This window comes from Flavisericum labens, from assembly GCF_045446075.1.
Taxonomy (GTDB): domain Bacteria; phylum Bacteroidota; class Bacteroidia; order Flavobacteriales; family Flavobacteriaceae; genus Flavisericum; species Flavisericum labens.
Genome location: NZ_JBJJBQ010000001.1, coordinates 24,233 through 46,506 on the forward strand (window position 1 = coordinate 24,233; position 22,274 = coordinate 46,506).

At 36.2% G+C, this 22,274-nt stretch carries 21 protein-coding genes and 1 tRNA gene; 10 read left to right on the forward strand and 12 right to left on the reverse strand.

What is annotated here, in order from left to right; genetic code table 11:
* Window positions 1-15: 15 nt before the first annotated feature.
* The 7 genes from ACIEHO_RS00150 to pdxA form a co-directional block, all read right to left on the reverse strand.
* A complete protein-coding gene (locus tag ACIEHO_RS00150; RefSeq protein ID WP_406968680.1) occupies window positions 16-1,128 on the reverse strand; it encodes an NAD(P)/FAD-dependent oxidoreductase in 1,113 nt (370 codons plus the stop codon).
* Window positions 1,129-1,294: 166 nt separating this feature from the next.
* Entirely contained in the window at window positions 1,295-2,644 is a 1,350-nt protein-coding gene (accC, locus tag ACIEHO_RS00155) for an acetyl-CoA carboxylase biotin carboxylase subunit (protein WP_406967402.1), read from the reverse strand.
* Window positions 2,645-2,741: 97 nt separating this feature from the next.
* Window positions 2,742-3,236, reverse strand: a complete 495-nt coding sequence (accB, locus tag ACIEHO_RS00160; protein ID WP_406967404.1) for an acetyl-CoA carboxylase biotin carboxyl carrier protein — start codon at window positions 3,234-3,236, stop codon at window positions 2,742-2,744.
* A 28-nt stretch (window positions 3,237-3,264) separates the two neighbouring features.
* Window positions 3,265-4,266 carry a beta-ketoacyl-ACP synthase III gene (locus tag ACIEHO_RS00165; RefSeq protein WP_406967406.1) on the reverse strand — a complete coding sequence of 334 codons (1,002 nt, stop codon included), beginning with the start codon at window positions 4,264-4,266 and terminating at the stop codon, window positions 3,265-3,267.
* A 185-nt stretch (window positions 4,267-4,451) separates the two neighbouring features.
* Window positions 4,452-4,655: a 50S ribosomal protein L32 gene (gene rpmF, locus ACIEHO_RS00170; RefSeq protein ID WP_034042489.1), complete on the reverse strand. Its 204-nt coding sequence runs from the start codon at window positions 4,653-4,655 to the stop codon at window positions 4,452-4,454.
* Between the two features lie 8 nt (window positions 4,656-4,663).
* A complete protein-coding gene (locus tag ACIEHO_RS00175) occupies window positions 4,664-5,203 on the reverse strand; it encodes a YceD family protein (RefSeq protein WP_406967409.1) in 540 nt (179 codons plus the stop codon).
* A gap of 125 nt (window positions 5,204-5,328) precedes the next feature.
* Window positions 5,329-6,381, reverse strand: coding sequence for a 4-hydroxythreonine-4-phosphate dehydrogenase PdxA (pdxA, locus tag ACIEHO_RS00180; protein ID WP_406967411.1), 1,053 nt, complete (start codon window positions 6,379-6,381; stop codon window positions 5,329-5,331).
* A gap of 76 nt (window positions 6,382-6,457) precedes the next feature.
* On the opposite strand from pdxA, the gene ACIEHO_RS00185 reads away from it, so the two are divergent.
* Window positions 6,458-7,054, forward strand: coding sequence for a riboflavin synthase (locus ACIEHO_RS00185; protein WP_406967413.1), 597 nt, complete (start codon window positions 6,458-6,460; stop codon window positions 7,052-7,054).
* On the opposite strand, the gene ACIEHO_RS00190 is transcribed toward ACIEHO_RS00185, so the two are convergent.
* A complete protein-coding gene (locus ACIEHO_RS00190; protein WP_406967415.1) occupies window positions 7,051-7,254 on the reverse strand; it encodes a PID-CTERM protein-sorting domain-containing protein in 204 nt (67 codons plus the stop codon). The genes ACIEHO_RS00185 and ACIEHO_RS00190 overlap by 4 nt on opposite strands.
* A gap of 299 nt (window positions 7,255-7,553) precedes the next feature.
* On the opposite strand from ACIEHO_RS00190, the gene dcm reads away from it, so the two are divergent.
* The 3 genes from dcm to ACIEHO_RS00205 all read left to right on the forward strand — a co-directional run bounded on the left by dcm (window position 7,554) and on the right by ACIEHO_RS00205 (window position 10,397).
* Window positions 7,554-8,771: a DNA (cytosine-5-)-methyltransferase gene (dcm, locus tag ACIEHO_RS00195; RefSeq protein WP_406967417.1), complete on the forward strand. Its 1,218-nt coding sequence runs from the start codon at window positions 7,554-7,556 to the stop codon at window positions 8,769-8,771.
* A gap of 4 nt (window positions 8,772-8,775) precedes the next feature.
* Window positions 8,776-9,402 carry a hypothetical protein gene (locus ACIEHO_RS00200; RefSeq protein WP_406967419.1) on the forward strand — a complete coding sequence of 209 codons (627 nt, stop codon included), beginning with the start codon at window positions 8,776-8,778 and terminating at the stop codon, window positions 9,400-9,402.
* 110 nt (window positions 9,403-9,512) lie between these two features.
* Window positions 9,513-10,397, forward strand: coding sequence for a carbohydrate kinase family protein (locus ACIEHO_RS00205; RefSeq protein ID WP_406967421.1), 885 nt, complete (start codon window positions 9,513-9,515; stop codon window positions 10,395-10,397).
* A gap of 42 nt (window positions 10,398-10,439) precedes the next feature.
* Here ACIEHO_RS00205 and ACIEHO_RS00210 read toward each other — a convergent pair.
* Together ACIEHO_RS00210 and mce are read right to left on the reverse strand one after the other, a co-directional pair.
* A tRNA-Ile gene (locus tag ACIEHO_RS00210) sits at window positions 10,440-10,513 on the reverse strand.
* A 94-nt stretch (window positions 10,514-10,607) separates the two neighbouring features.
* The gene (gene mce, locus ACIEHO_RS00215) at window positions 10,608-11,024 is read right to left on the reverse strand and encodes a methylmalonyl-CoA epimerase (protein WP_406967423.1); all 417 of its coding nucleotides are present in this window, start codon (window positions 11,022-11,024) and stop codon (window positions 10,608-10,610) included.
* Between the two features lie 141 nt (window positions 11,025-11,165).
* Between mce and rbfA the strand changes: the two genes are divergently transcribed.
* Complete coding sequence (gene rbfA, locus ACIEHO_RS00220; protein WP_406967425.1) at window positions 11,166-11,561, forward strand: 30S ribosome-binding factor RbfA; 396 nt, start codon at window positions 11,166-11,168, stop codon at window positions 11,559-11,561.
* Window position 11,562: 1 nt separating this feature from the next.
* Window positions 11,563-12,768, forward strand: coding sequence for an ABC transporter permease (locus ACIEHO_RS00225; RefSeq protein ID WP_406967427.1), 1,206 nt, complete (start codon window positions 11,563-11,565; stop codon window positions 12,766-12,768).
* 296 nt (window positions 12,769-13,064) lie between these two features.
* On the opposite strand, the gene dusB is transcribed toward ACIEHO_RS00225, so the two are convergent.
* Complete coding sequence (gene dusB, locus ACIEHO_RS00230) at window positions 13,065-14,060, reverse strand: tRNA dihydrouridine synthase DusB (protein WP_406967429.1); 996 nt, start codon at window positions 14,058-14,060, stop codon at window positions 13,065-13,067.
* A gap of 116 nt (window positions 14,061-14,176) precedes the next feature.
* Here dusB and ACIEHO_RS00235 point away from each other — a divergent pair, with 116 nt between their 5' ends.
* Entirely contained in the window at window positions 14,177-14,719 is a 543-nt protein-coding gene (locus tag ACIEHO_RS00235; protein WP_406967431.1) for a hypothetical protein, read from the forward strand.
* On the opposite strand, the gene ACIEHO_RS00240 is transcribed toward ACIEHO_RS00235, so the two are convergent.
* Window positions 14,720-17,158 (reverse strand): TonB-dependent receptor, encoded by a 2,439-nt coding sequence (locus ACIEHO_RS00240; protein ID WP_406967433.1) that lies wholly within the window; start codon window positions 17,156-17,158, stop codon window positions 14,720-14,722. It abuts the gene before it with no gap.
* A 168-nt stretch (window positions 17,159-17,326) separates the two neighbouring features.
* On the opposite strand from ACIEHO_RS00240, the gene lepA reads away from it, so the two are divergent.
* The 3 genes from lepA (at window position 17,327) to ACIEHO_RS00255 (ending at window position 22,178) form a co-directional block, all read left to right on the forward strand.
* A complete protein-coding gene (gene lepA / locus ACIEHO_RS00245; protein WP_406967435.1) occupies window positions 17,327-19,123 on the forward strand; it encodes a translation elongation factor 4 in 1,797 nt (598 codons plus the stop codon).
* A 556-nt stretch (window positions 19,124-19,679) separates the two neighbouring features.
* On the forward strand, window positions 19,680-20,882 hold the full coding sequence (gene glgA, locus ACIEHO_RS00250; protein ID WP_406967437.1) for a glycogen synthase: 1,203 nt from the start codon (window positions 19,680-19,682) through the stop codon (window positions 20,880-20,882).
* A gap of 30 nt (window positions 20,883-20,912) precedes the next feature.
* Window positions 20,913-22,178, forward strand: a complete 1,266-nt coding sequence (locus tag ACIEHO_RS00255; RefSeq protein ID WP_406967439.1) for a glucose-1-phosphate adenylyltransferase — start codon at window positions 20,913-20,915, stop codon at window positions 22,176-22,178.
* Window positions 22,179-22,274: the final 96 nt, after the last annotated feature.

The window sequence follows — 22,274 nt, forward strand, 5'->3', positions numbered from 1 at the left end:
AGGAATAACAAAAGACTAAATTAATTCTGCTAGTTCTTTACCTATTAGACTACCTATAGCTACTCCCATCCCGCCAAGTCTTACGCCACAAAATACATTATCTGAAACTTGTTTTACAATGGCCTTTTTCTGGTTACCAACCCCCATTATGCCACTCCATCTATGTTCAATTTCAAAAGTAGTTTCGGGTAGGATAGTTGTTTTTAAAAGTTCTTCAAGTCTATTTTGAATTAAACTGGTTTGGGCAAATTCTGTAGTTTCTTCTCCTTTAAAATCAAGATTTCTACCGCCTCCAAACAAAACTCGATTGTCAATATTCCTGAAATAATAATAGCCTTTATCCAAATGAAACGTTCCCTTAATTTCTAGATTTTTAATTGGCTTTGTAATTAAAACCTGTGCCCTAGCCGGTTTAACTGTTTCATTAATTAATTGCGAGGCAAATCCGTTTGTAGCTATTAATAATTTTGAAGCGGAAAATTCAAATTTTTTGGTTTCTATTTTAACTGAATTTTGATTTTCTGAAAAACCCTCAACTGATATATTATTTAGAATTTTAATGCCAGAGGCATAAACTTGTTGAAGCAAATTTTCCATCATTCTCCCTGTGTCAATCTGGGATTCAAAAGGATTATAGATGGTCGTTTTTTCAATATTTTTAAAATTGAAATCGTGCTTTTTTAAGTTAAAAACCTCGGCGTTAAAAATAGGTGAAAGTACTTTGTTTATTTCACAACGCTTTGAAATACATTCTTCAAATAGTACTTTATCATTACTGCAGAACAATTCATATCCGCCATAATTTTTGTAACCCATTGCGGATTCTCCCAACCTTTGTCTTAATAATTCTAGGCCATCAACTCTTTTCTTTATTAACGAATAAACCTCATCTGTGGAATGTGTTTTTAGATCGTTTATAGTTTCACTAAGACTCCCGAAACAAGCAAATCCGGCGTTTTTTGTGCTGGCGCCTTGAGGTAAAAAACCCTTTTCTAAGATAAGTATTTTACTTTTTGGAAATTTCTCTTTTAAAAAAAGTGCACAGTTTAAACCCACAATACCACTGCCAACAATACAAAATTTGACGTTGGTTAACCACGACTTTATTTCCCAATAAGACAGATTCATCATGCTAATTTAAGGCTTTAAATAATACCGTGAACCTGTGTTAAGGATAGGAGCGGCATCCTTTTTTGAGGTACGAAAAAAAGATACAGTGGATAGCCTGACTTTTGTTTTTGGCAAAAGTAACACCATAAAAAAACTCCGAAATTGCTTTCGGAGTTATAATTGTTTATTCTTCTAGTTTTTCCATTTTGAAATCTTCCATAAATTTTGTGGTGTAATTACCAGCAATGTAATCTGGATGATCCATGAGCTGTCTATGGAACGGAATAGTCGTTTTTATGCCTTCTATAACAAACTCGTCTAAAGCACGCTTCATTTTACTGATAGCCTCCTCTCTGGTTTGTGCCGTAGTAATTAATTTGGCAATCATAGAATCGTAGTTTGGCGGAATGGCATATCCTGCATAAACATGAGTATCTAAACGCACTCCGTGCCCACCTGGAGCATGCAGAGTTGTAATAACACCAGGCGATGGCCTGAAACCATTGTATGGATCCTCTGCATTGATTCTACATTCAATGGAGTGTAGGTTTGGTAAATAATTTTTTCCGGAAATTGGAACACCTGCAGCTACCAAAATTTGTTCACGAATTAAATCGAAATCGATAACTTGCTCGGTAATAGGATGCTCTACCTGAATACGCGTATTCATTTCCATGAAATAGAAGTTACGGTGCTTATCTACCAAAAACTCGATAGTTCCTGCCCCCTCGTATTTAATATATTCAGCAGCTTTTACTGCGGCATCACCCATTTTTTTACGCAATGCGGTGGTCATAAATGGCGATGGCACCTCTTCAGTAAGTTTTTGGTGGCGACGTTGAATCGAGCAATCGCGTTCTGATAAATGACAAGCTCTTCCTTTAGAATCGCCAACAATTTGAATTTCTATATGTCTAGGCTCTTCAATAAGCTTTTCCATATACATATCGTCATTACCAAAGGCGGCTTTGCTCTCTTGCCTGGCAGAATCCCATGCATCTTTTAAATCTTCAGGCTTAAAAACCCCTCTCATTCCTTTTCCACCACCACCAGCAGAAGCTTTAAGCATAACAGGATAACCCGTTTCTTTTGCTAGTTTTTTACATTCCTCAAAATCTTTGATAACGCCATCACTTCCAGGAACACATGGTACTCCTGCCGCTTTCATGGTTTCTTTGGCGTTGGCTTTATCGCCCATTCTATCAATCATCTCTGGGTCTGCACCAATAAATTTGATACCGTGTTCTTCACAAATTTTTGAAAATTTTGCATTTTCTGATAAAAACCCATATCCAGGATGAATGGCATCGGCATTGGTAATTTCTGCAGCCGAAATTATGTTGGACATTTTTAAATAAGACTCGCTACTTGGCGCTGGACCAATACAAACGGCTTCGTCGGCAAACTTTACGTGTAAACTCTCTGCATCTGCTTTAGAGTAGACCGCTACCGTTTTTATGCCCATTTCTTTACAGGTTCTAATCACACGAAGTGCAATCTCCCCTCTATTGGCTATCAATATTTTTTTAAACATCTCTTTTGTGTTAGATTAATTAGTCATTTGGATTATTCGATTATTGGATTATTAGACAAATAAAGATCTAATAACCGAGTGATCTAATAACCTAATATTAAGATGGGTCTACTAGAAATAAAGGTTGATCAAATTCTACAGGAGAAGAATCTTCAACTAATATTTTTACAACTTTTCCTGAAACTTCAGACTCAATCTCGTTGAAAAGCTTCATAGCCTCAATTATACATAGCACATCACCTTCTGCAATGGTTTGCCCTACTTCAACAAACAAAGGTTTGTCTGGAGATGGCTTTCTGTAGAATGTTCCAATTATTGGAGACTTTATAGTTATGTATTTTGAATCGTCGTCTGCTGCTTTTGGTGCTTCAGATTCAGCTGCTTTTGCAGGTGCCGCTGCCTCAGCTGGTGGAGCTGCAACTACCTGTTGCGGTATCTGAGATGGAACATGTGCGTACTGTACCGCTGGATTTTTTCCTGAATCCGACCCTGTTCTGATGGTGATTTTAACATCTTCCATCTCTAGTTTAACCTCACTTGCGCCAGATTTGGCAACAAATTTGATTAGGTTTTGAATCTCTTTTATATCCATAATTTTACTAATTTTAGTTAGTGGGTTGTTAGTTATTAGAATTATAGGCCCATTTTAGATAAATAGCGCCCCAGTTGAATCCGCCACCAAAGGCTGCAAAAATAATTTTATCTCCTTTTTTAAGTTCTGCTTCGTAATCGTTCAACAATAAAGGTAATGTTGCAGACGTGGTATTTCCATATTTATGGATATTAACCATCACTTTTTCCTCCTCAAGATCAATACGTTGCGCTGTAGCGTCGATAATACGCTTATTGGCTTGGTGAGCAGCCAACCAATCTACATCGCTTTTAGTTAAATTATTGCGCTCTAAAATCTTAACCGTGGCATCGGCCATATTGAACACGGCATTTTTAAAAACGGTGCGACCTTCTTGAAAAGCATATTGCCCACCTTTTGCCATAGCTTCTTCTGTTATAGGAAAAGATGAACCTCCATAAGTGGCCTGTAGAAACTCACGCCCCGTACCATCACTTCTTAAGTATTCGTCTTTTAGCCCTAAGTCTTCTTCATTAGGCTCAAATAAAACGGCACCAGCGCCATCACCAAAAATGATGCAAGTTGCGCGGTCTTTATAATTAATGATTGATGACATTTTATCGGCACCTATCAACAAGACATTTTTATATCTTCCAGACTCAATATAGCTGGCTGCCACAGACATTCCATACAAAAAGCTTGAACAAGCCGCATCCATATCAAAAGAAAAAGCGTTGGTTGCACCAATTCCAGCAGCCGTAAAAGATGCTGTTGAAGCCGCTTTCATGTCTGGAGTTGCTGTTGCAACAATAACAAGTTCAATGTCTTTTGGGTCTATCCCCTTTTTATTAATAAGATCTTGTGCTGCTTTTATGGCAAGATAAGATGTGCCCTTACCGTTGTCTCTTAGGATTCTACGCTCCTTGATTCCAGTTCTGGAGGTAATCCATTCGTCATTTGTATCAACCATGTTTTCAAGCATTTGATTGGTCAATACATATTCTGGCACATACGCACCTACAGCTGTAATTGCCGCTGAGATTTTACTCATACCTTTTAAATTATTCGATTAACAAAATCGTTAAAAATAGTGGGAAAACGCTCAATATTTTACGAAAACTACTAAATTTTGACGTAATATAATGCAAATTACGTGTTTTTGTTTTTTAGAAAAAGTATTTCATAAAAAAAAACGCCCAACAATGAGCGTTTTATTATATACTTACATAACCATTTTTATGCTACGTTCTCTACTTCTTCAGAATTGTCAATTAACACTTGACCTCTGTAGTATAGTTTTCCTTCATGCCAATGTGCTCTGTGGTATAAGTGCGCTTCACCTGTTGTTGGGCATGTTGCAATCTGTGGCGCAGTTGCTTTGTAATGTGTTCTTCTTTTATCTCTTCTAGTTTTCGAGATTTTTCTTTTAGGATGTGCCATTTTATATGTTATTTATCCGTTAATAATTTCTTTAATTTATTCCATCGAGGATCTATTTCCTCTTCCTGTTCTTTCTCTTCTTTTTGCTTAGGGCTTAACTCTTCTAATTTTTCAAGTATGTCTGAATCTAAGGTGCCGTCTTCAATTCCTGGGTGTATTCTTTTTAAAGGAACCCCTAGTATAACCAATTCATAAATGTACTGCTGTATATTAATTTCGAAAGTACCATGAGGAACAATCAATATATCAATATAATCATCGTTGTACTCTTCTCCAAACTTTACAACCAGATTAAAATCGTTTTCTATATCTTGATTATAAGGTTCGTTGGTAAGGTCGCAATTAACGTTCACCCATCCAGAAATTTTAAAATGTAACTCTAGAAAGGTTGTCTTTTTTTCAAGCTCTACATCAACTGAGACGCTTACATCATTAAAATCTTCATACTCAAAATGTTCAAAGAACGCTTGTTCAATTTTGTACTCAAAATGATGCTTCCCTATTTTCAACCCAACAAATGGAATTGTAAATTCTTTTAATAGCTTCATTATCAACATCTATTTTGAGCCTGCAAATATATAAATTTTTATTTACGCCACATGACTTATAAACATTTTTTTGTTTATCTCTTTCAATCTCTTGATTTTAACAATTATTTACTAAATTCGAGCGCTTAACGGTGCTCTTTTCTGGGTGCTTTTCTAAGTGGATTTTTGGTGAGTTTTTCGTAACTCCTTCTGTTTTTAAAAATTTGAATAGCACTAAAAACAGCTTCTTTAAAGGAGTTTTCGTCTGCTTTTCCTTGTCCTGCAATTTCAAAAGCCGTACCGTGGTCTGGGGATGTTCTTACCTTACTTAAACCTGCCGTAAAATTAACGCCTTGCCCAAACGATAAAGTTTTAAATGGCACTAAACCTTGATCGTGGTATGAGGCTATTATGGCATCAAAATTTTTATAGTTATTGGAGCCAAAAAAACTATCAGCCGCATAAGGACCAAAAACCAGTTTCCCTGTTTCTTTTATTTTTTGCAGAGTAGGTCTTAAAACATCATCGTCCTCACTGCCAATTACACCATTATCGCCGGTATGTGGGTTAATACCCAAAACAGCAATTTTAGGCTTTTGTATTTTAAAATCGCGTTTAAGGGAATCGTAAACTGTACCTATTTTCTGCTCAATCAATTCCGCTGTGATATGGCTCGCAATATCTTTTACAGGAACATGATCGGTAAACAAACCTACCCGCAAGGTATCGGTAATCATAAACATAAGGCTTTCACCCCCCAGTTCTTGAGCCAAATAATCCGTATGGCCAGGGAATTTAAATTTTTCAGATTGAATATTGTGCTTGTTTATTGGTGCGGTTACCAAAACATCAATATCATTATTTTTTAAAGCCTTTGTTGCGTCTTCCAAAGACTTTATAGCGTACCCGCCAATTTTCAAATCTTCTTTTCCAAATTCAATATCAACGGGTTCTTTCCAGCAATTAAACACATTTACCTTTCCATGAACCAATTGGTCGATATTATGGATACTATTGAAATTAATTTCAGAGTTAAAGTGTGATTTAAAAAACGACATCACTTTTATGGACGCAAAAATTACGGGCGTGCAAAAATCGAGCATTCGGGAGTCTTCAAAAGTTTTTAAAACAATTTCACCTCCAATACCGTTTAAGTCTCCTATCGATATGCCTACTGTTATATTTTCTGCGTGCTTCATTGAAAAATGACAACTTTTGTTCGTAATTTTGAAATTCTTTCGATTGGCAAATTTAACTAAATAAACAGACAATAATATGTTTACTGGAATTATTGAAGATATTGGCACAGTTTCAAATTTAACAAAGGAGTTGGATAATCTTCATGTCTCCATAAAAAGTCAGATAACCTCTGAATTAAAAATAGACCAAAGTGTAGCCCATAACGGTGTTTGCCTAACCGTAGTTGCTATTGATGGTGATGAATATACGGTAACAGCCATTAAAGAAACTTTAGAAAAAACCAACTTACGAACCTTACAAATTAATGATAAAGTAAATTTGGAGCGGGCTATGAAATTGGGCGACCGCCTTGACGGGCATATCGTGCAGGGCCATGTTGACCAAACCGCAACTTGTACTGATATTAAAGAAGCAAACGGAAGCTGGGTTTTCACCTTTAGTTACGATTCTTCACTAAATAACATCACTATTGAAAAAGGATCGATAACTGTAAACGGAACGAGTTTAACCGTGGTGAATTCCAAAAAAGATAGTTTTAGCGTGGCCATTATCCCATATACTTACGAGCACACCAACTTTAATTCCTTTAAAAAGGGAACCGTTGTAAATTTAGAATTTGATGTTTTGGGTAAATATGTAGCTAGACTTGTAGAACTTGACCAGCTTAATTAATATTCTTTCCGGGTTATTAATTTTTTTCCACCGTAAAATAGAGCAAAGGCCAGACCAAACAAGACGCCTCCATCAATTGGCAAACCTGGTGGTGGTGTTGGTGGTCCGGGAGGAGGCATAGCCTCCCCTTGAGCAGCACATACAAAACTTATTAATACAAATAAGATTGAGGCAAATATTCTTTTATTTTGTATTGTCATCTGGGTCACAAATGTATAAAAAAAAGCAGTTTCACAAAATCTTTATCATTTTTACGTACAAAAAACATCTTTAAAACGCAAAAAACATCGATGAAACACACTTTTTTTACTAAAAAAGATATCAAAAATTAATCCCTTCATTAAGTTTCGAACAAATATATGTATAATTTCTGTTTGTTTCCATACTCATTTATAGTTGATAACAATTTTATAAAAGATTGATTTTTGTCAAGACCAAAACTATTCATTATTTAAATTTGTTTCTCTTTAATTACTCATGAAGAATTAGGAATCTGCTTATGTTAAAAGTTGTAGAATTATTTGCCGGCGTTGGGGGTTTTAGGCTTGGTTTAGAAGCTTCCAACTACCATATAGTTTGGAGCAACCAATGGGAACCCAGCACAAAAACCCAACATGCTTCTATGGTTTACGAAGCTCGTTTTGGAAAAGATAACCACGTTAATGCCGATATCGCATCGGTACCAACCGCAGACATTCCAGACCACGATGTGTTGGTTGGCGGATTTCCTTGCCAGGATTATTCGGTCGCCACAACCCTACAAAACTCTAAAGGTCTAAAAGGAAAAAAAGGTGTTTTGTGGTGGTCTATTCAGAGAATTTTAGAGGAAAAGAAAAACAAACCTCAATATCTTTTTTTAGAAAATGTAGACCGGCTATTAAAATCACCCTCAACGCAGCGCGGTCGTGATTTTGCAGTCATGTTGCAAAGCTTAAACCAATTGGGGTACGCCGTGGAATGGCGAGTTATCAATGCTGCCGATTACGGTATGCCCCAACGGCGGCGACGTGTATTTTTTATTGGCTACCACAAAACCTCATCTGTTCATAAGAGAATTGAAAAGGCCTCAAAAGCAAATTGGCTCAATACAGAAGGAACTATAGCCAAAGCATTTCCTGTTGAAAAAAATGATTCCTTAAAGAAGATTGAACTAAAAGGCACTTTAGTAGAAATTACCAACAATTTCAATAAAAATGGCACTCTATCCCCATTTCAAAACACTGGGGTTTTAATAAATGGCAAGGTTTACACGGTCAAGACCCAACCACTTTACGAAGGTAAAAAAACGGTTCTGGGCGATGTTCTTCAAAAAGGCGAAGTCACCCCTGAGTTTTTTCTAAACGAAAGTGATAAACCAAAATGGGAGTACCTAAAAGGATCTAAAAAAGAAAAGCGGAAAACCAAGGCTGGATTTGAGTACAATTACAGCGAAGGGGCCATGATTTATCCTGATCCTCTCGATAATGCATCGCGCACTATCATAACGGGTGAAGGCGGCAAGTCGCCTTCGAGATTTAAACACGTTGTGACCACTAAAAAGGGACTTAGGCGATTGACACCCGTGGAGCTGGAAAGGCTCAACATGTTTCCAGATAACCACACCAAACTCGATGGCATTACAGATACCAAACGTGCCTTTTTTATGGGCAACGCACTAGTGGTTGGGGTGGTAGAAAAAATAGGCCAAACACTTTACAACCAAGTAAAAAAGAAATAAAATAGTGTCTCATTTTAAGTTCGATTTAAAACAAGAACAAATTCTGAATAATTATTTAGATGGCATTTATAAATCGAAAAACCTAGAATTTTCCCGCATAACCAACCTTGAAAACCAACACTTGGGCATTGATGTTATTTTTCGCCATAATTTAAACGAATATTTAATTGACGAAAAGGCCCAATTACACTACCTTAATCAAGATTTACCAACATTCACTTTCGAACTTTCATTTCTAAATAAAAAAAACGAAATTAAGGAAGGCTGGCTATTCGATAATTCGAAAAAGACTCAGTTTTACTTCCTAATTACAGCCATCATTTTAAAATCTGGCAAATCAAAACTGGGTGACCAAAAAGATATCAAATCCGTAAAAATTACGACCGTCAATCGAAATAAACTTATTCAACATTTGGCTAAAAAAGATTTAACCCACATAACCCTTGAAGAATACGATTATAACATTAGGCGAACACAATCTTTTGGAAAAAATAGTATTCCTGAACTTGACGAAAAATCGGCCGGACTACTCTATTATACCCAGCACCTTGCCGAGCAACCCATAAATTTACAGCTCCGCCTTAAGTATTTAATTGATTGTAAAATAGCCAAAACTTTCCACGGTTTTTAGCCTTTGTTTTTCAACTAATAACAGAAATCGAAAAAGGAAAAACCTTTATTTCACCGCAATCCATTTGTGTATTATTGTTTTTTTTATGACTTTCATAAAAAAGTAATAAAATGAGTAAAATTGTATGTTTTGGAGAAATTCTTTGGGATGTATTCCCTGAACACAGAAAAATAGGTGGCGCACCATTAAATGTTGCAAGTAGATTAAGTTTGTACGGGCATAATGTATCTATGGTAAGCGCCATTGGCGCCGATGTTTGGGGCGAAAAGTTATTGAGTTACCTCAACGAAAACCACATCAATACAGACCACGTTCAAGTACTTTACAAATATAAAACCGGTAAGGTTAGGGTAATGCTCAACGATAAAGGTTCGGCCTCTTACGAAATAAAACAACCCCGTGCTTGGGATAAAATTCTATTAACCGACGAAGCACAAAATATAGTTGAAAACGCCGATGCCTTTGTTTTTGGAAGTTTGGTCGCCCGCGATGAAACATCCAGAGGCTCCTTATATAGCTTAGTAGAATTGGCCAAATATAAAATTTTCGACCTTAATTTAAGGCCGCCGCATTATACCAAAGAAGTACTTTTTCATTTAATGGATAAAGCCGATTTTATAAAATTTAATGACGATGAGCTTTACGAGGTGAGTCAACTCATGGGCTCGAAATACAAATCCCTAGAACAAAATCTAAACTTCATAGCAGAAAAGACCAACACCAAACATATTTGTGTTACCAAAGGTGAACATGGCGCGGTATTGCTATATGACGACAAACTTTATTACAACAGTGGCTACCTTGTTAAAGTTGTTGATACCGTTGGTGCTGGTGATTCTTTTTTGGGGTCCTTAATAAGCCAGTTGCTCAACAATACTGAACCTCAAAAAGCTATTGATTTTGCCTGTGCCGTTGGCGCTTTGGTGGCACAGAGTGAAGGCGCAAATCCTAAGATTTCGAAAGGCAAAATTGAGCAGTTTATGAATCCTAAATAATGAAATAAAAAAACCTCCCAAGATTTTGGAAGGTTTTTAAAGTGGTCCCACCTGGGCTCGAACCAGGGACTTTCTGATTATGAGTCAGATACTCTAACCAACTGAGTTATAGGACCTATTAGCTCACACTAATATCACTCTTTTAAAAGAGTGTGCAATATTACTACATATTTTATAACTCTACAAGAAATTTTACTCGATTATCACGATTTAATACTCCAAATCTTGTTTTATATCTTGGCACAACTCAATCAAAACACCGTTTGTTGATTTTGGATGCAAAAACGCCACTAATTTATTGTCTGCTCCTTGTTTCGGAATATCATTCAAAACTACAAAACCTTCTTTTTTTAGCCGCTCGATTTCAGAGTTAATATCATCTACTGCAAAAGCGATATGATGAATACCTTCGCCTTTTTTATCTATAAATCTTGCAATAGGGCTATCTTCTTTTGTCGCTTCTAAAAGTTCAACCTTGTTACCGCCCACTATAAAAAATGAGGTGTTAACGCCTTCGCTAACAACTTCTTCAATTTTATAATGTGGTTCGCCAAACAGTTTTGAAAATAATTCATTTGAATCTTTAAGGCTTTTAACGGCTATCCCGATATGTTCAATTTTGTTCATCGTTAATTTTTTAACTTGTGGCTTTATTTCGCTTCAAAATACGAAAATAGCAAGCTAAATGTAACATTATCCTTAAATATCCGTTATTTTTGCACTCTAGCCCATCCTGATTGCTGTCGGGAGGTTTAAAAAATTTATACTGTGGAAGAAAGTCAAAGACAAAAGAAAATAGGGTCGGTTTTACAACAAGATTTGGTTGAAGTACTACAAGGTGCAGCCACACAAGGTGGTATGCGCGGTGTATTGATTTCTGTTTCGAAAGTTAAGGTAACGGTAGACCTATCGATAGCCAAGGTGTATTTGAGCATTTTTCCCAACGATAAAGCCAAAGAACTATTAAAGGGCATTCGCTCTAACACGCCTTTAATTCGTCACGAATTGGCACAGCGTACCAAAAACCAATTGCGCCGTATGCCCAACTTAGATTTTTTAATCGACGATTCTTTGGAGTACATTGAAAAGATTGAAAAATCACTTAAAGGCGAAGAAAACCCTATTAAAAATCCAGATTCTTTAGACAAAAGAAAAAAATCATAAATTGAACTTCCCCTTATACATAGCCAAACGTTACCTGCGTTCTAAAAGCAGTAACAACGCTATTAATTTTATAACCAACATTGCACTTGTAGGTGTTGTTTTAGGGGCTGCTTCATTGTTTATAGTTCTTTCTGGATTTGCAGGATTAAAGGATTTTACCTTACAATTCTCTACAGTTGTAGATCCCGATTTAAAGGCTGAACCCACCAGTGGAAAATCGTTTGTTTTAACGGATGACGAAGTCGATAAATTGAATGCTCTGGATGATATTGCCGAATATTCTAAAATTATTGAAGAACGGGTTTTTATTGCTTCCGATAACAAAAACACCCTGGCCGTATTAAAAGGCGTTGACGAACATTTTGAAAATGTGGTACATATTGATTCGGTAATAGATTATGGCAATTGGTTGGAGCAGAAATCAAATCAGATTGTAGTGGGCTGGGGCATTTCAAACAGCCTGTCGTTGGGTGTCTTGGATTTTACAAAACCTGTAAATGTTTTTGTCCCGAAGCCAGGAAAAGGACAAATAACCTCAACAAAAAATGCATTTAACAGCCTAAGGGCTATAAACGTAGGTGTTTTTTTTATTAATGAAACTTTAAATGAGAGCTACATTTACGCTTCTATAGATTTGGCTAAAAACCTGTTGAATTATGCCCCGAACCAGTTTTCTGCTTTAGAATTTAAATTAAAAGATGGGGTTGATGAAGAACAGGCTAAAACAAACATACAATCTGTTTTAGGCGATAAAGTACTGTTAAAAAATCGTGCTCAACTTAATGATGCTATTTATAAAATGCTGAATACCGAAAATTTAGCGGTTTATCTTATTTTTACTTTAGTACTCATTATCGCATTTTTTAATGTTATTGGGTCGTTAATCATGATGATGTTGGATAAAAAGCAAAGCCTAAATACCATTTTTAATATGGGCACCACGGTGAAAGACATCCGGAAAATATTCTTCTTACAAGGTAGCCTTATGAGTGTTGTAGGTGGACTTATTGGTTTGGTTGTAGCTTTGATTATTACTTTTCTTCAAAAAACCTTTGGTTGGGTAATGATTACACCTACTTTACCATACCCAGTGACCATAAAACTTGAAAATTTTATTATCGTTTTTTTCACGATTTCTGTTCTAGGTATTTTGGCTTCAAAAATAGCATCTGCACGTATTACCAAGTCTTTAGTTCAAAACCTATAAGATCACTATTTTTAAAACTTGATTATGTGATTTCTCCCTCTCGGTCAAAATGACCGTAAACTTCTATTCACTGCCTTTTGTCATGTCGAAATGAGGAACGATTGAGACATCAAACACAATATTTAAAAGCCTTTTCAAAAATATTCTAAGGTTTCTCACGCCTGTTGGAAATGACACTAAAAAACCAAAAGCTTTATAAGTCATGTCGACGTTAAGAGACATCACAAACAGTGAGCTTAATTTCAAAAATTTATGTGATTTCTCCCTTTTGGTCGAAATGACTCAAATCCACCTATCTACTCCATAAACTGATAGTTGGCAAATTTTTCTTCAACCTCATCAAAGGCGGCGAAAACATCTTCAGCATGATCGCTGGTTACCATTTTCATGCGGTATTCTTTGAAATGCGGAATACCTTTAAAGTAATTGGTGTAGTGGCGACGTGTTTCAAAAACACCTAAGATTTCACCTTTCCAATCGATAGACATTTGTAAGTGTCGTCTAGCAGCCTCAACACGTTCCTTTAATGAAATGGGCGAAAGATGTTCTCCTGTTTCAAAAAAGTGTTTAACCTGCTTAAAAAACCACGGATTCCCAATGCTTGCTCGGCCTATCATACAGCCATCCAACCCGTATTGGTCGCGCATTTCCATGGCGCGTTCGGGGGTGTCTACATCACCATTTCCAAACACGGGAATATGCATACGTGGATTATTTTTTACTTGTGCAATAGGCTTCCAATCGGCGCCGCCTTTGTACATTTGTGCTCGAGTACGCCCATGAATAGCTATCGCTTTACAGCCCACGTCTTGCAAGCGTTCGGCAACTTCAACAATTTTTATAGAATCGTGATCCCAACCCAAACGGGTCTTCACGGTAATGGGAATATTGGTTCGTTTTACCATTTCAGCAGTGAGTTGTTCCATCAAACAAACATCTTTTAAAATACCTGCACCAGCACCTTTGCTCACTACTTTTTTTACAGGACAGCCAAAATTAATATCAATAATATCGGGCTTTGAAGCCGAAACAATATCGATGGTTTGCAGCATACTATCTAGATTGGCACCGAAAATTTGAATCCCCACTGGGCGTTCCTTTTCGTAAATATCCAATTTCATAACGCTTTTGGCAGCGTTACGTATCAGGCCTTCACTAGACACAAACTCGGTATACACCACATCGGCACCCTGCTCTTTACAAAGGGCACGAAATGGTGGGTCGCTAACATCTTCCATAGGTGCTAATAGCAACGGAAAATCAGGAAGTTCTATATGGTCTATTTTTACCAAGTCTCATTATTTTGGCGCAAAAATACAGTATTTTATTCGTTCTTTAAAAGTCATTAAACATTGAATTTTTAAGCTATTAATCTGAAAGCCGTATATTTAAGCCCAAATCTTAACCTATGAAAAAACAAATTTTACTTTCCTGCCTCGCTTTTTTAGTGTTATTCAACTGCGACGTTGTCGATAAATTAGATGAATTGACCAAGTTTGAAATGGATTACCAAACCACATATTCCATTCCTCCGGTTGCTATTGTAAACCTCCCAGTTAGCTTATCGACTCCAGATATAGAAACCGACAGCGAAACTACGTTTAGCAATAACAAGACCAATAAAAATTCGGTTGAAAGTATACGTTTAAAAAGTATGGTGCTCAACATTACTGCGCCAGAAAATGCCAATTTTGATTTTTTAAAAGAGATACATATCTACATAAAGTCTGATAATGTTGAAGAAGTCGAAATAGCCAACTCAACAGATATTGAAAACTTAAATTCCAGCACACTCGAACTTGATGTATTAGATAAGGAACTAGAAGCCTATCTTAAAGAAGAACAATTTACCTTGCGAGTAATGGCCATTGCAGACGAAACAACATCACAACAAATAGAGGTGCTTATTGATACCGTGTTTAATGTTGATGCCAAAATTTTAGGGCTTTGATTAGTTTTCAATAGTGTAATAAGCTTTTTCCACAACAGGTATTCCTGTAGCTGTAATACCTTCTAAAGTTACTTTTACATCGGTTTCAACCTTTGTATTATAATAACTTACTTTAGCTGTTCCAGTGGTATCTGTGTGCATGTAAGGGTTCCAATAAATGGTGTTTCTCACAGCGGCTCTATTATCCTTTTCAAAATTTGGTTCTTCAGGATTGGGGGTATAGAAAACACGTTCGCGATAAAACCCTTCTATTTCTTCCTTTATACTGTGAAATACTTTTTTGGCAGACTGATTCCCTGTACCCTCTTTCGTATAAATAGCAATGACACCATTGGCCCCTTCTGCCCCATATATAGCAGCCGTAGGGCCTTTAAGAGCTTCTATTCTTTCAACATCTTGAGGCAGCACAAAATCTAAATCGGCTTGACTAAACAAAGGGAAATCGTTCAATATGATATGTGCAGCACCACTAAATCGCATAAAGCGAATGGAATCTCCTGTAACAATCGTACCAGGAATGGTAAGCTGAATAAATTGATAAATATCATTAACCACCGGCGCATCTTCATCAACAACGTAGCTGAAGTCTGGTGTGCCGTGCAAACTCGTTGATTGTTTCTTCTTTGTTGCTGTAATTTCTACGGCATCTAAAACATTTTCGGGTGCAATACCAAAGGCGGCGTATTTTCTATATACGTTTTCAATCATTTTTTCAGAAATATCGATTGACTCAGAAAAAACGCTGTCTTTTTCAATTAAATCTACAGGCATCGGTTGAGTTCCGAAGGGGTTCATTACAATTTCTCCTCTGAATTTTCCTTTGTCATTTCTAGAGTTTAAAAACATATTGGTTTTTCCAACGACCATAAGGTTATCAAATTTAAAATGACCAAGGGAGTCAGTTACCGTATTTGAAATGTTCATGCCTTTTTCACCCATTAAGGCCAAAGTTAGGTTAAGATCTGCTTTTGGTTTATCACCAAGAAGTTGTTTTACCATACCGGTAACCTTAAAGCCTTTTTCAACCTCATAATAGTCCTCAGCTGAATGTTTCGGCATGGTTTTCCAAAGAAAATTTCGCCAACCTTGAGTTAGCAGAAGTAAATCGAGGTGTGCCAATCTTTGCCTGTTACTCTTGTCAAAATAATATGCCGGATCTATAATTTTTCCTCGAATGTCTGATTCCAGCAAAAATTGGGAACAGATATTAGAGTCATAATTCTTTTTTTGATCCTGGCCATTAGTATCTATAACGCTCAATGAAAAACTTGCAAGCACGCCACTGCCATTTTTGGTTTGGCTTGAAACGTTTAATTGGACTTGCTCTTCTTTTTTATATTGGTTTTTATGTGTAGAGAGTTGCACTTGCAAGTCTTGAGGCTTTTCAATATAAACCAATCGTTCACTCTGTGGAAGCCCTTTGGCATCATACAATGTTATTTGCGAAATACCTTCTGCAAACTGGTGCGTTGGCAACTCAAAAGAGAGTACAGTTTTGTTTAGCTGTTGTGTGCCTTGAAGATAATTAATGCCTCTCGTATTGCATGAAATAGTCACTTCGCCACTTTGTTCTGCCAATGTTTTTGCATTTGTTCTTATACTTACTATATCCTTGCTTTGGTATTTTTTATACGACAAAAGGAAACCTGTTTCAATGACTTCTGGCAACTGTTTTTCAAAAGTCAACCCATTGGATGTTGTGATTTTTGCATGATAAGTTGTTCCGAAATTGGGTTTCAACTGAAATTTTCCCATGCCCTTGTGTACCCCTAAAAATAAAGATACCAATTGGTTATTGGAGTCGTAAACTTCGCCCTTAACATCAACCGGATTTCCGTGACCATCAGCAGCCTTAAAAGCTACAGCAGATGCTACATTGTGAACCAGAGAGCCGCCTTCGGGGAAAAATTGAATATCTATTTTTGGTTTTTCGGTATTTAAAGTCGAGGCTGTGGCTTTTGTGTTTTTTCCATTTAAAGCCTCTTTTTCATTTTTAAACTGTTGGTAAACATCAATGATTTCTAAATCTTTTTCAAAAATAAAGTCATCGTCAAAATTTCGACTGTAATTGGTGTAAGCTCTAAGCCTGTACTTTCCTGGTTTTACACCTGTGGAATCGGTTAATTTAAAATCGCCATGGCCCAGACCTTCCTTTATCATAGTTTTGTTTCTTGTAACTATTTTTGCATCAGAGGAAACCAACTCCACATAAAGCACATTGCTATAATCGAAAAGTTGATGGTTATAGGCATTCACCACATAGGCTTTGTACCATAAATCCTCACCTAAAACATAGTACGACCTATCTGTGTGGACATATATTTTTTCGATATCTGTAATTGATTTTTTCTCTTGGGCATTTACATAAAGTATATTCGAAATAATACATAATACGCAAATAAGAATATAGCGTTTGGCTTTAATAAAAATTGTGTCCATTTAAATATCTGGGTATTCAGTAAAGTAAGCCTTAAAGATATATAAAAGTAAATTTTATTTGTAAGAAAAACTTTTTTATGTTCATATTGCTAACAGATAAAATTATTTGCAAATAATCCATCTTAAAACATCTATATTTGCAAATTGAATCTTGGTATAGATTGCTTTATGAAGAACATCAGGAATTTTTGCATTATTGCACACATCGATCACGGTAAGAGTACACTTGCAGACCGTTTGCTAGACCATACCGGATCAGTTACTGCACGCGAAAAACAAAACCAGTTGCTAGATAATATGGATTTGGAGCGCGAACGTGGTATTACCATAAAATCGCACGCCATACAAATGGATTATGAGTTTGAAGGCGAAAAATATGTGTTGAATTTAATAGACACCCCAGGTCATGTTGATTTTTCTTATGAGGTTTCAAGAAGTATTGCGGCTTGCGAAGGGGCGCTTTTAATTGTTGATGCGGCACAAAGTATACAGGCGCAAACCATTTCTAATTTATATCTGGCTCTTGAAAACGATTTAGAAATCATTCCCGTTTTAAACAAAGTAGATTTACCAAGCGCCAACCCCGAAGAAGTAACAGACGATATTGTGGACTTGTTAGGCTGCGACCCCGATGAAATTATCCACACCAGTGGTAAAACAGGCTTTGGTGTTGATAATATTTTAAAGGCCATTATTGAGCGTGTTCCTGCGCCTAAAGGCGATCCAAACGCACCATTACAAGCCTTAATTTTCGATTCTGTCTACAATACTTTTAGAGGTATTGAAACCTATTTTAGAGTATTTAATGGTGAAATTAAAAAAGGACAAAAAATTAAATTTGTTGCCACAGATAAAGAATATTACGCCGATGAAGTTGGTACACTAAAACTAACGCAAGTTGCTAAGCAAAGTGTTAAAACAGGTGATGTAGGCTACTTAATTACAGGTATTAAAACCGCTAAAGAAGTAAAAGTGGGTGATACCATTACTGATTTCGCAAACCCAACCACCAATATTGTTGAAGGTTTTGAAGATGTAAAACCTATGGTATTTGCAGGTATTTATCCTGTTGATACTGAAGATTACGAAGAGCTTCGTAACTCGATGGAAAAACTTCAACTAAATGATGCGTCGTTAGTATTTGCTCCGGAAAGTTCGGCGGCTCTAGGCTTTGGTTTCCGCTGTGGATTCTTAGGCATGCTTCATATGGAAATTATTCAAGAACGTTTAGAACGTGAGTTTGATATGACGGTAATTACAACCGTTCCCAATGTATCATATCACGCCTTTACAAATAAAAACCCTGACGAGGCGTTTATAGTAAATAATCCATCAGATTTACCGGATCCTTCAACAGTAAATAGAGTTGAGGAACCTTATATTAAAGCAACCATTATTACTAAAGCTGATTTCGTTGGTAACGTCATGTCACTTTGTATTGAAAAAAGAGGCATTGTATTAAATCAAACCTATTTAACGACAGAGCGTGTTGAATTAACCTTTGAAATGCCTTTAGCAGAAATTGTATTCGATTTTTACGATCGTTTAAAAACAGTTTCTAAAGGCTATGCGTCTTTCGATTACCACCCAATTGGTATGAAAGTATCAAAACTTGTGCGTTTAGACATTTTATTAAACGCCTTACCAGTTGATGCGCTTTCGGCATTAATACATGCTGATAACGCTCAGAATATTGGTAAAAAAATGTGTGAAAAATTAAAAGAGCTTATTCCACGTCAGCAGTTCGATATTCCCATTCAAGCAGCTATCGGTGCTAAAATTATTTCGCGAGAAACCATTAAAGCGCTCCGTAAAGATGTTACTGCAAAATGTTACGGAGGTGATATTTCGCGTAAGCGTAAACTTTTAGAAAAACAGAAAAAAGGTAAAAAACGTATGCGCCAAGTGGGTAATGTTGAAATTCCGCAGCAAGCTTTTATGGCCGTTTTAAAACTGAACGATTAACCATTTCTCTTTAAAAAATCACTTCAAAGCCCATGTGCCAATTTAGCATTTGGTGTTTTTTGTTTAAAAACATTCGTTTTTTAATCAAGGTTTAAATGAATTTCTCAAAAAAGGCTATAAATTTTTAACACTTCCATAAAAAAAAATGAATGATTGAAGCCAAAAGCACTTTTTTAATCCATTTTTTTATTGATAATTTTCTCTATTTGCTGTTTTGCTTCAATTTCTTCAAAAAATAAAATTAGCTCAAATTGTTAATAATTATTTTGTATGTTTATAAAATAGTAACTGGAATAAATTTACAAACGCGCAATAAACCCTTAATTTATCTTACTTGATTAAAATTGAGTTTTAGCTAATCGTGGAGTCTTACTCATTAATGGTTATTAACAATTTTATGATTTCTTAATCAGGTTTTGTTTTATTTTAAGAATAAAACGAAGCGAAAAATAGTTATTGCAATTTTTCAATTTAGTAACACTTAAAAGCATCGTTTGTTTGTTAAATTTCTTTTTTTTTGTTAAGCTATTAACCAATTTTATTAGAGAATAAATATATGAAAGCACTTTTTTACACAAGAGAATTTCCTCCATATGTATATGGCGGAGCGGGAGTTCATGTTGAATACTTAGCAGACGAGTTGTCGAAATTAATGGATATGGATGTTAGGTGCTTTGGGGATCAAGATGAAAAATCAAACACCCTCTCTGTTAAGGGGTTTCCTTTTGAAGATGGTGTTTTCGAAAACTCTGATGAGAAGTTAAAGTCTGTTTTTAAAACACTTAGCACCTGTTTACATATGAATGCCGAGCCAACCGATGCCGATGTAGTGCACTGCCATACTTGGTATGCCCACTTTGCTGGTATAGTTTCTAAACTGTGCTACGGTACTCCCCTTGTTATAACCACGCACTCACTAGAACCGCTTAGACCATGGAAACGCGAGCAATTGGGTCGAGGCTACGATGCTTCATCTTGGGTAGAAAAAACAGCCATTGAAATGGCCGATGCTTTAATTGCCGTTTCAGAAGAAACAAAGGAAGATGTTCTTAAGCATTTTAATGTCGATGAAAATAAAGTTAAGGTTATTTATAATGGTATTAACCTCCAACAATACAACGTTACCTCTGAAACTTCAACCTTAGATCAATACGGTGTAGATAAATCTAAACCCTATGTGCTTTTTGTTGGGCGTATTACCCGCCAAAAAGGTATCATTCATTTGGTAAATGCCATAAAATATATAGACCCTAATACGCAAATCGTCCTTTGTGCCGGTGCGCCAGACACTAAAGAAATTGGTAAGGAGATGGAAGACGCCGTTAATGAAGTGAAAAAAACTAGAGAAAATGTCATTTGGATTGACAAGATGGTTACCAAAGAAGAAATCATCCAACTATACTCACATGCCGATGTATTTTGTTGTCCATCAATCTATGAGCCATTTGGCATTATCAACATTGAAGCCATGGCCTGTAAAACTGCAGTCGTAGCCAGTGCTGTTGGAGGTATAAAGGAAGTAGTTGTTAACGGTGAAACCGGACTCTTAATTCCGTTAGAACAGCAAACTGAAGCACCCTTTGAACCTGTTGACCCCGATAAGTTTTCTCGAGATTTAGCCGATGGTATCAACAAAGTAATTAATGATAAACCCTTAAGAGAATCTATGGCTAAAAAAGGAAGAAAACGTGTAGAGGATTATTTTGACTGGGTGGCCATTGCCAAACAAGTAGAAGACCTTTACAAATCTTTGATATAATAATAATTAAGCACTTAAAACTAAAAAGATATGATTAACAATAAAGTTTTAGCCATTGTTTTAGGCGGTGGCCAAGGATCTAGACTTCACCCATTAACCGATAAAAGATCAAAACCAGCAGTTCCAATAGCAGGCAAGTATAGACTAGTAGATATTCCTATTTCCAACTGTATCAATGCAGATATTAAGCGCATTTTTGTGTTAACGCAATTCAACTCGGCGGGCTTAAACAAACACATAAAAAACACCTATCACTTTAGTTTTTTTAGCAGTGCTTTTGTTGATGTATTGGCTGCAGAACAAACACCTAACAATAAAACATGGTTTCAAGGTACGGCCGATGCCGTAAGGCAAAGTATGCACCACTTTTTAAACCACGATTTTGAATATGCCTTAATTTTATCTGGTGACCAACTGTATCAAATGGATTATGATAAAATGATTGAAGCACATGAAGAAAGTGGTGCCGAAATTTCTATTGCCACTATTCCTGTGAACGCCAAAGACGCAACCGGGTTTGGCATTCTCAAGGCAAATGACGAAGACGTTATTACCTCCTTTATAGAAAAACCAGACAGCAGCTTACTGCCAGAATGGACCTCTGAAGTTAGTGACGACATGAAAGCTCAAGGACGTAACTACTTGGCATCCATGGGCATTTACGTGTTCAACAGAGATTTATTGGTTAAACTCATGGAAAACCCGGATACTAATGACTTCGGAAAAGAAATTATTCCGCAATCCATAGATACCCATAAAACCTTAAGCTATCAATACGAAGGGTACTGGACAGACATAGGAACCGTAGAATCATTTTTTGAAGCCAACCTTGGTCTAACAGATGATATTCCTCAGTTTGACCTTTATGATAGAGACAAACGTATTTATACTCATGCCAGAATGCTACCAACAACAAAGGTTGCCGGCACGTCTTTAGATAAGGCTGTTATTTCCGAAGGTTGTATTATAAGCGCTGCTAAAATTGAAAAATCGGTTATTGGTATACGATCTAGAATAGGTAAGGAATCAACCATTATAAACACCTATATGATGGGAAGCGACTATTATGAAACCTTGGACGAGATGGAAAATAATAAAATAGACATCTTAATGGGTATCGGTGAACGCTGCTTTATTAAAAATTGTATCATTGATAAAAACTGTAGAATTGGAGACGATGTACGAATAAACGGAGGGTCTCATTTAGAAGACACCGAAACCGATACCTACTGTGTTAAAGAAGGAATTGTAGTGATTAAAAACGGAGCTACCATTCCAAAAGGATTTATTCTTTAAATGATAATAATTATTTTACTCAGAGCTCATTTAAACTTTTTGGATTTAAGCGAAAATTAGAAGTTTTTAGCAAAAAAAAAGTTTAAATGAATTCTA

Excerpts from the sequence above, each read along its gene's own strand:
- ACIEHO_RS00185 (WP_406967413.1), top strand. The coding sequence starts at position 6,458 with ATGTTTACTGGAATTATTGAAGATATTGGCACAGTTTCAAATTTAACA.
- accB (WP_406967404.1), bottom strand. The coding sequence starts at position 3,236 with ATGGATATAAAAGAGATTCAAAACCTAATCAAATTTGTTGCCAAATCT.
- pdxA (WP_406967411.1), bottom strand. The coding sequence starts at position 6,381 with ATGAAGCACGCAGAAAATATAACAGTAGGCATATCGATAGGAGACTTA.
- ACIEHO_RS00205 (WP_406967421.1), top strand. The coding sequence starts at position 9,513 with ATGAGTAAAATTGTATGTTTTGGAGAAATTCTTTGGGATGTATTCCCT.
- glgA (WP_406967437.1), top strand. The coding sequence starts at position 19,680 with ATGAAAGCACTTTTTTACACAAGAGAATTTCCTCCATATGTATATGGC.
- ACIEHO_RS00150 (WP_406968680.1), bottom strand. The coding sequence starts at position 1,128 with ATGAATCTGTCTTATTGGGAAATAAAGTCGTGGTTAACCAACGTCAAA.
- ACIEHO_RS00255 (WP_406967439.1), top strand. The coding sequence starts at position 20,913 with ATGATTAACAATAAAGTTTTAGCCATTGTTTTAGGCGGTGGCCAAGGA.
- mce (WP_406967423.1), bottom strand. The coding sequence starts at position 11,024 with ATGAACAAAATTGAACATATCGGGATAGCCGTTAAAAGCCTTAAAGAT.
- ACIEHO_RS00190 (WP_406967415.1), bottom strand. The coding sequence starts at position 7,254 with ATGACAATACAAAATAAAAGAATATTTGCCTCAATCTTATTTGTATTA.
- lepA (WP_406967435.1), top strand. The coding sequence starts at position 17,327 with ATGAAGAACATCAGGAATTTTTGCATTATTGCACACATCGATCACGGT.
- dcm (WP_406967417.1), top strand. The coding sequence starts at position 7,554 with ATGTTAAAAGTTGTAGAATTATTTGCCGGCGTTGGGGGTTTTAGGCTT.
- ACIEHO_RS00235 (WP_406967431.1), top strand. The coding sequence starts at position 14,177 with ATGAAAAAACAAATTTTACTTTCCTGCCTCGCTTTTTTAGTGTTATTC.
- accC (WP_406967402.1), bottom strand. The coding sequence starts at position 2,644 with ATGTTTAAAAAAATATTGATAGCCAATAGAGGGGAGATTGCACTTCGT.
- ACIEHO_RS00240 (WP_406967433.1), bottom strand. The coding sequence starts at position 17,158 with ATGGACACAATTTTTATTAAAGCCAAACGCTATATTCTTATTTGCGTA.
- ACIEHO_RS00175 (WP_406967409.1), bottom strand. The coding sequence starts at position 5,203 with ATGAAGCTATTAAAAGAATTTACAATTCCATTTGTTGGGTTGAAAATA.
- rpmF (WP_034042489.1), bottom strand. The coding sequence starts at position 4,655 with ATGGCACATCCTAAAAGAAAAATCTCGAAAACTAGAAGAGATAAAAGA.
- ACIEHO_RS00165 (WP_406967406.1), bottom strand. The coding sequence starts at position 4,266 with ATGAGTAAAATCTCAGCGGCAATTACAGCTGTAGGTGCGTATGTGCCA.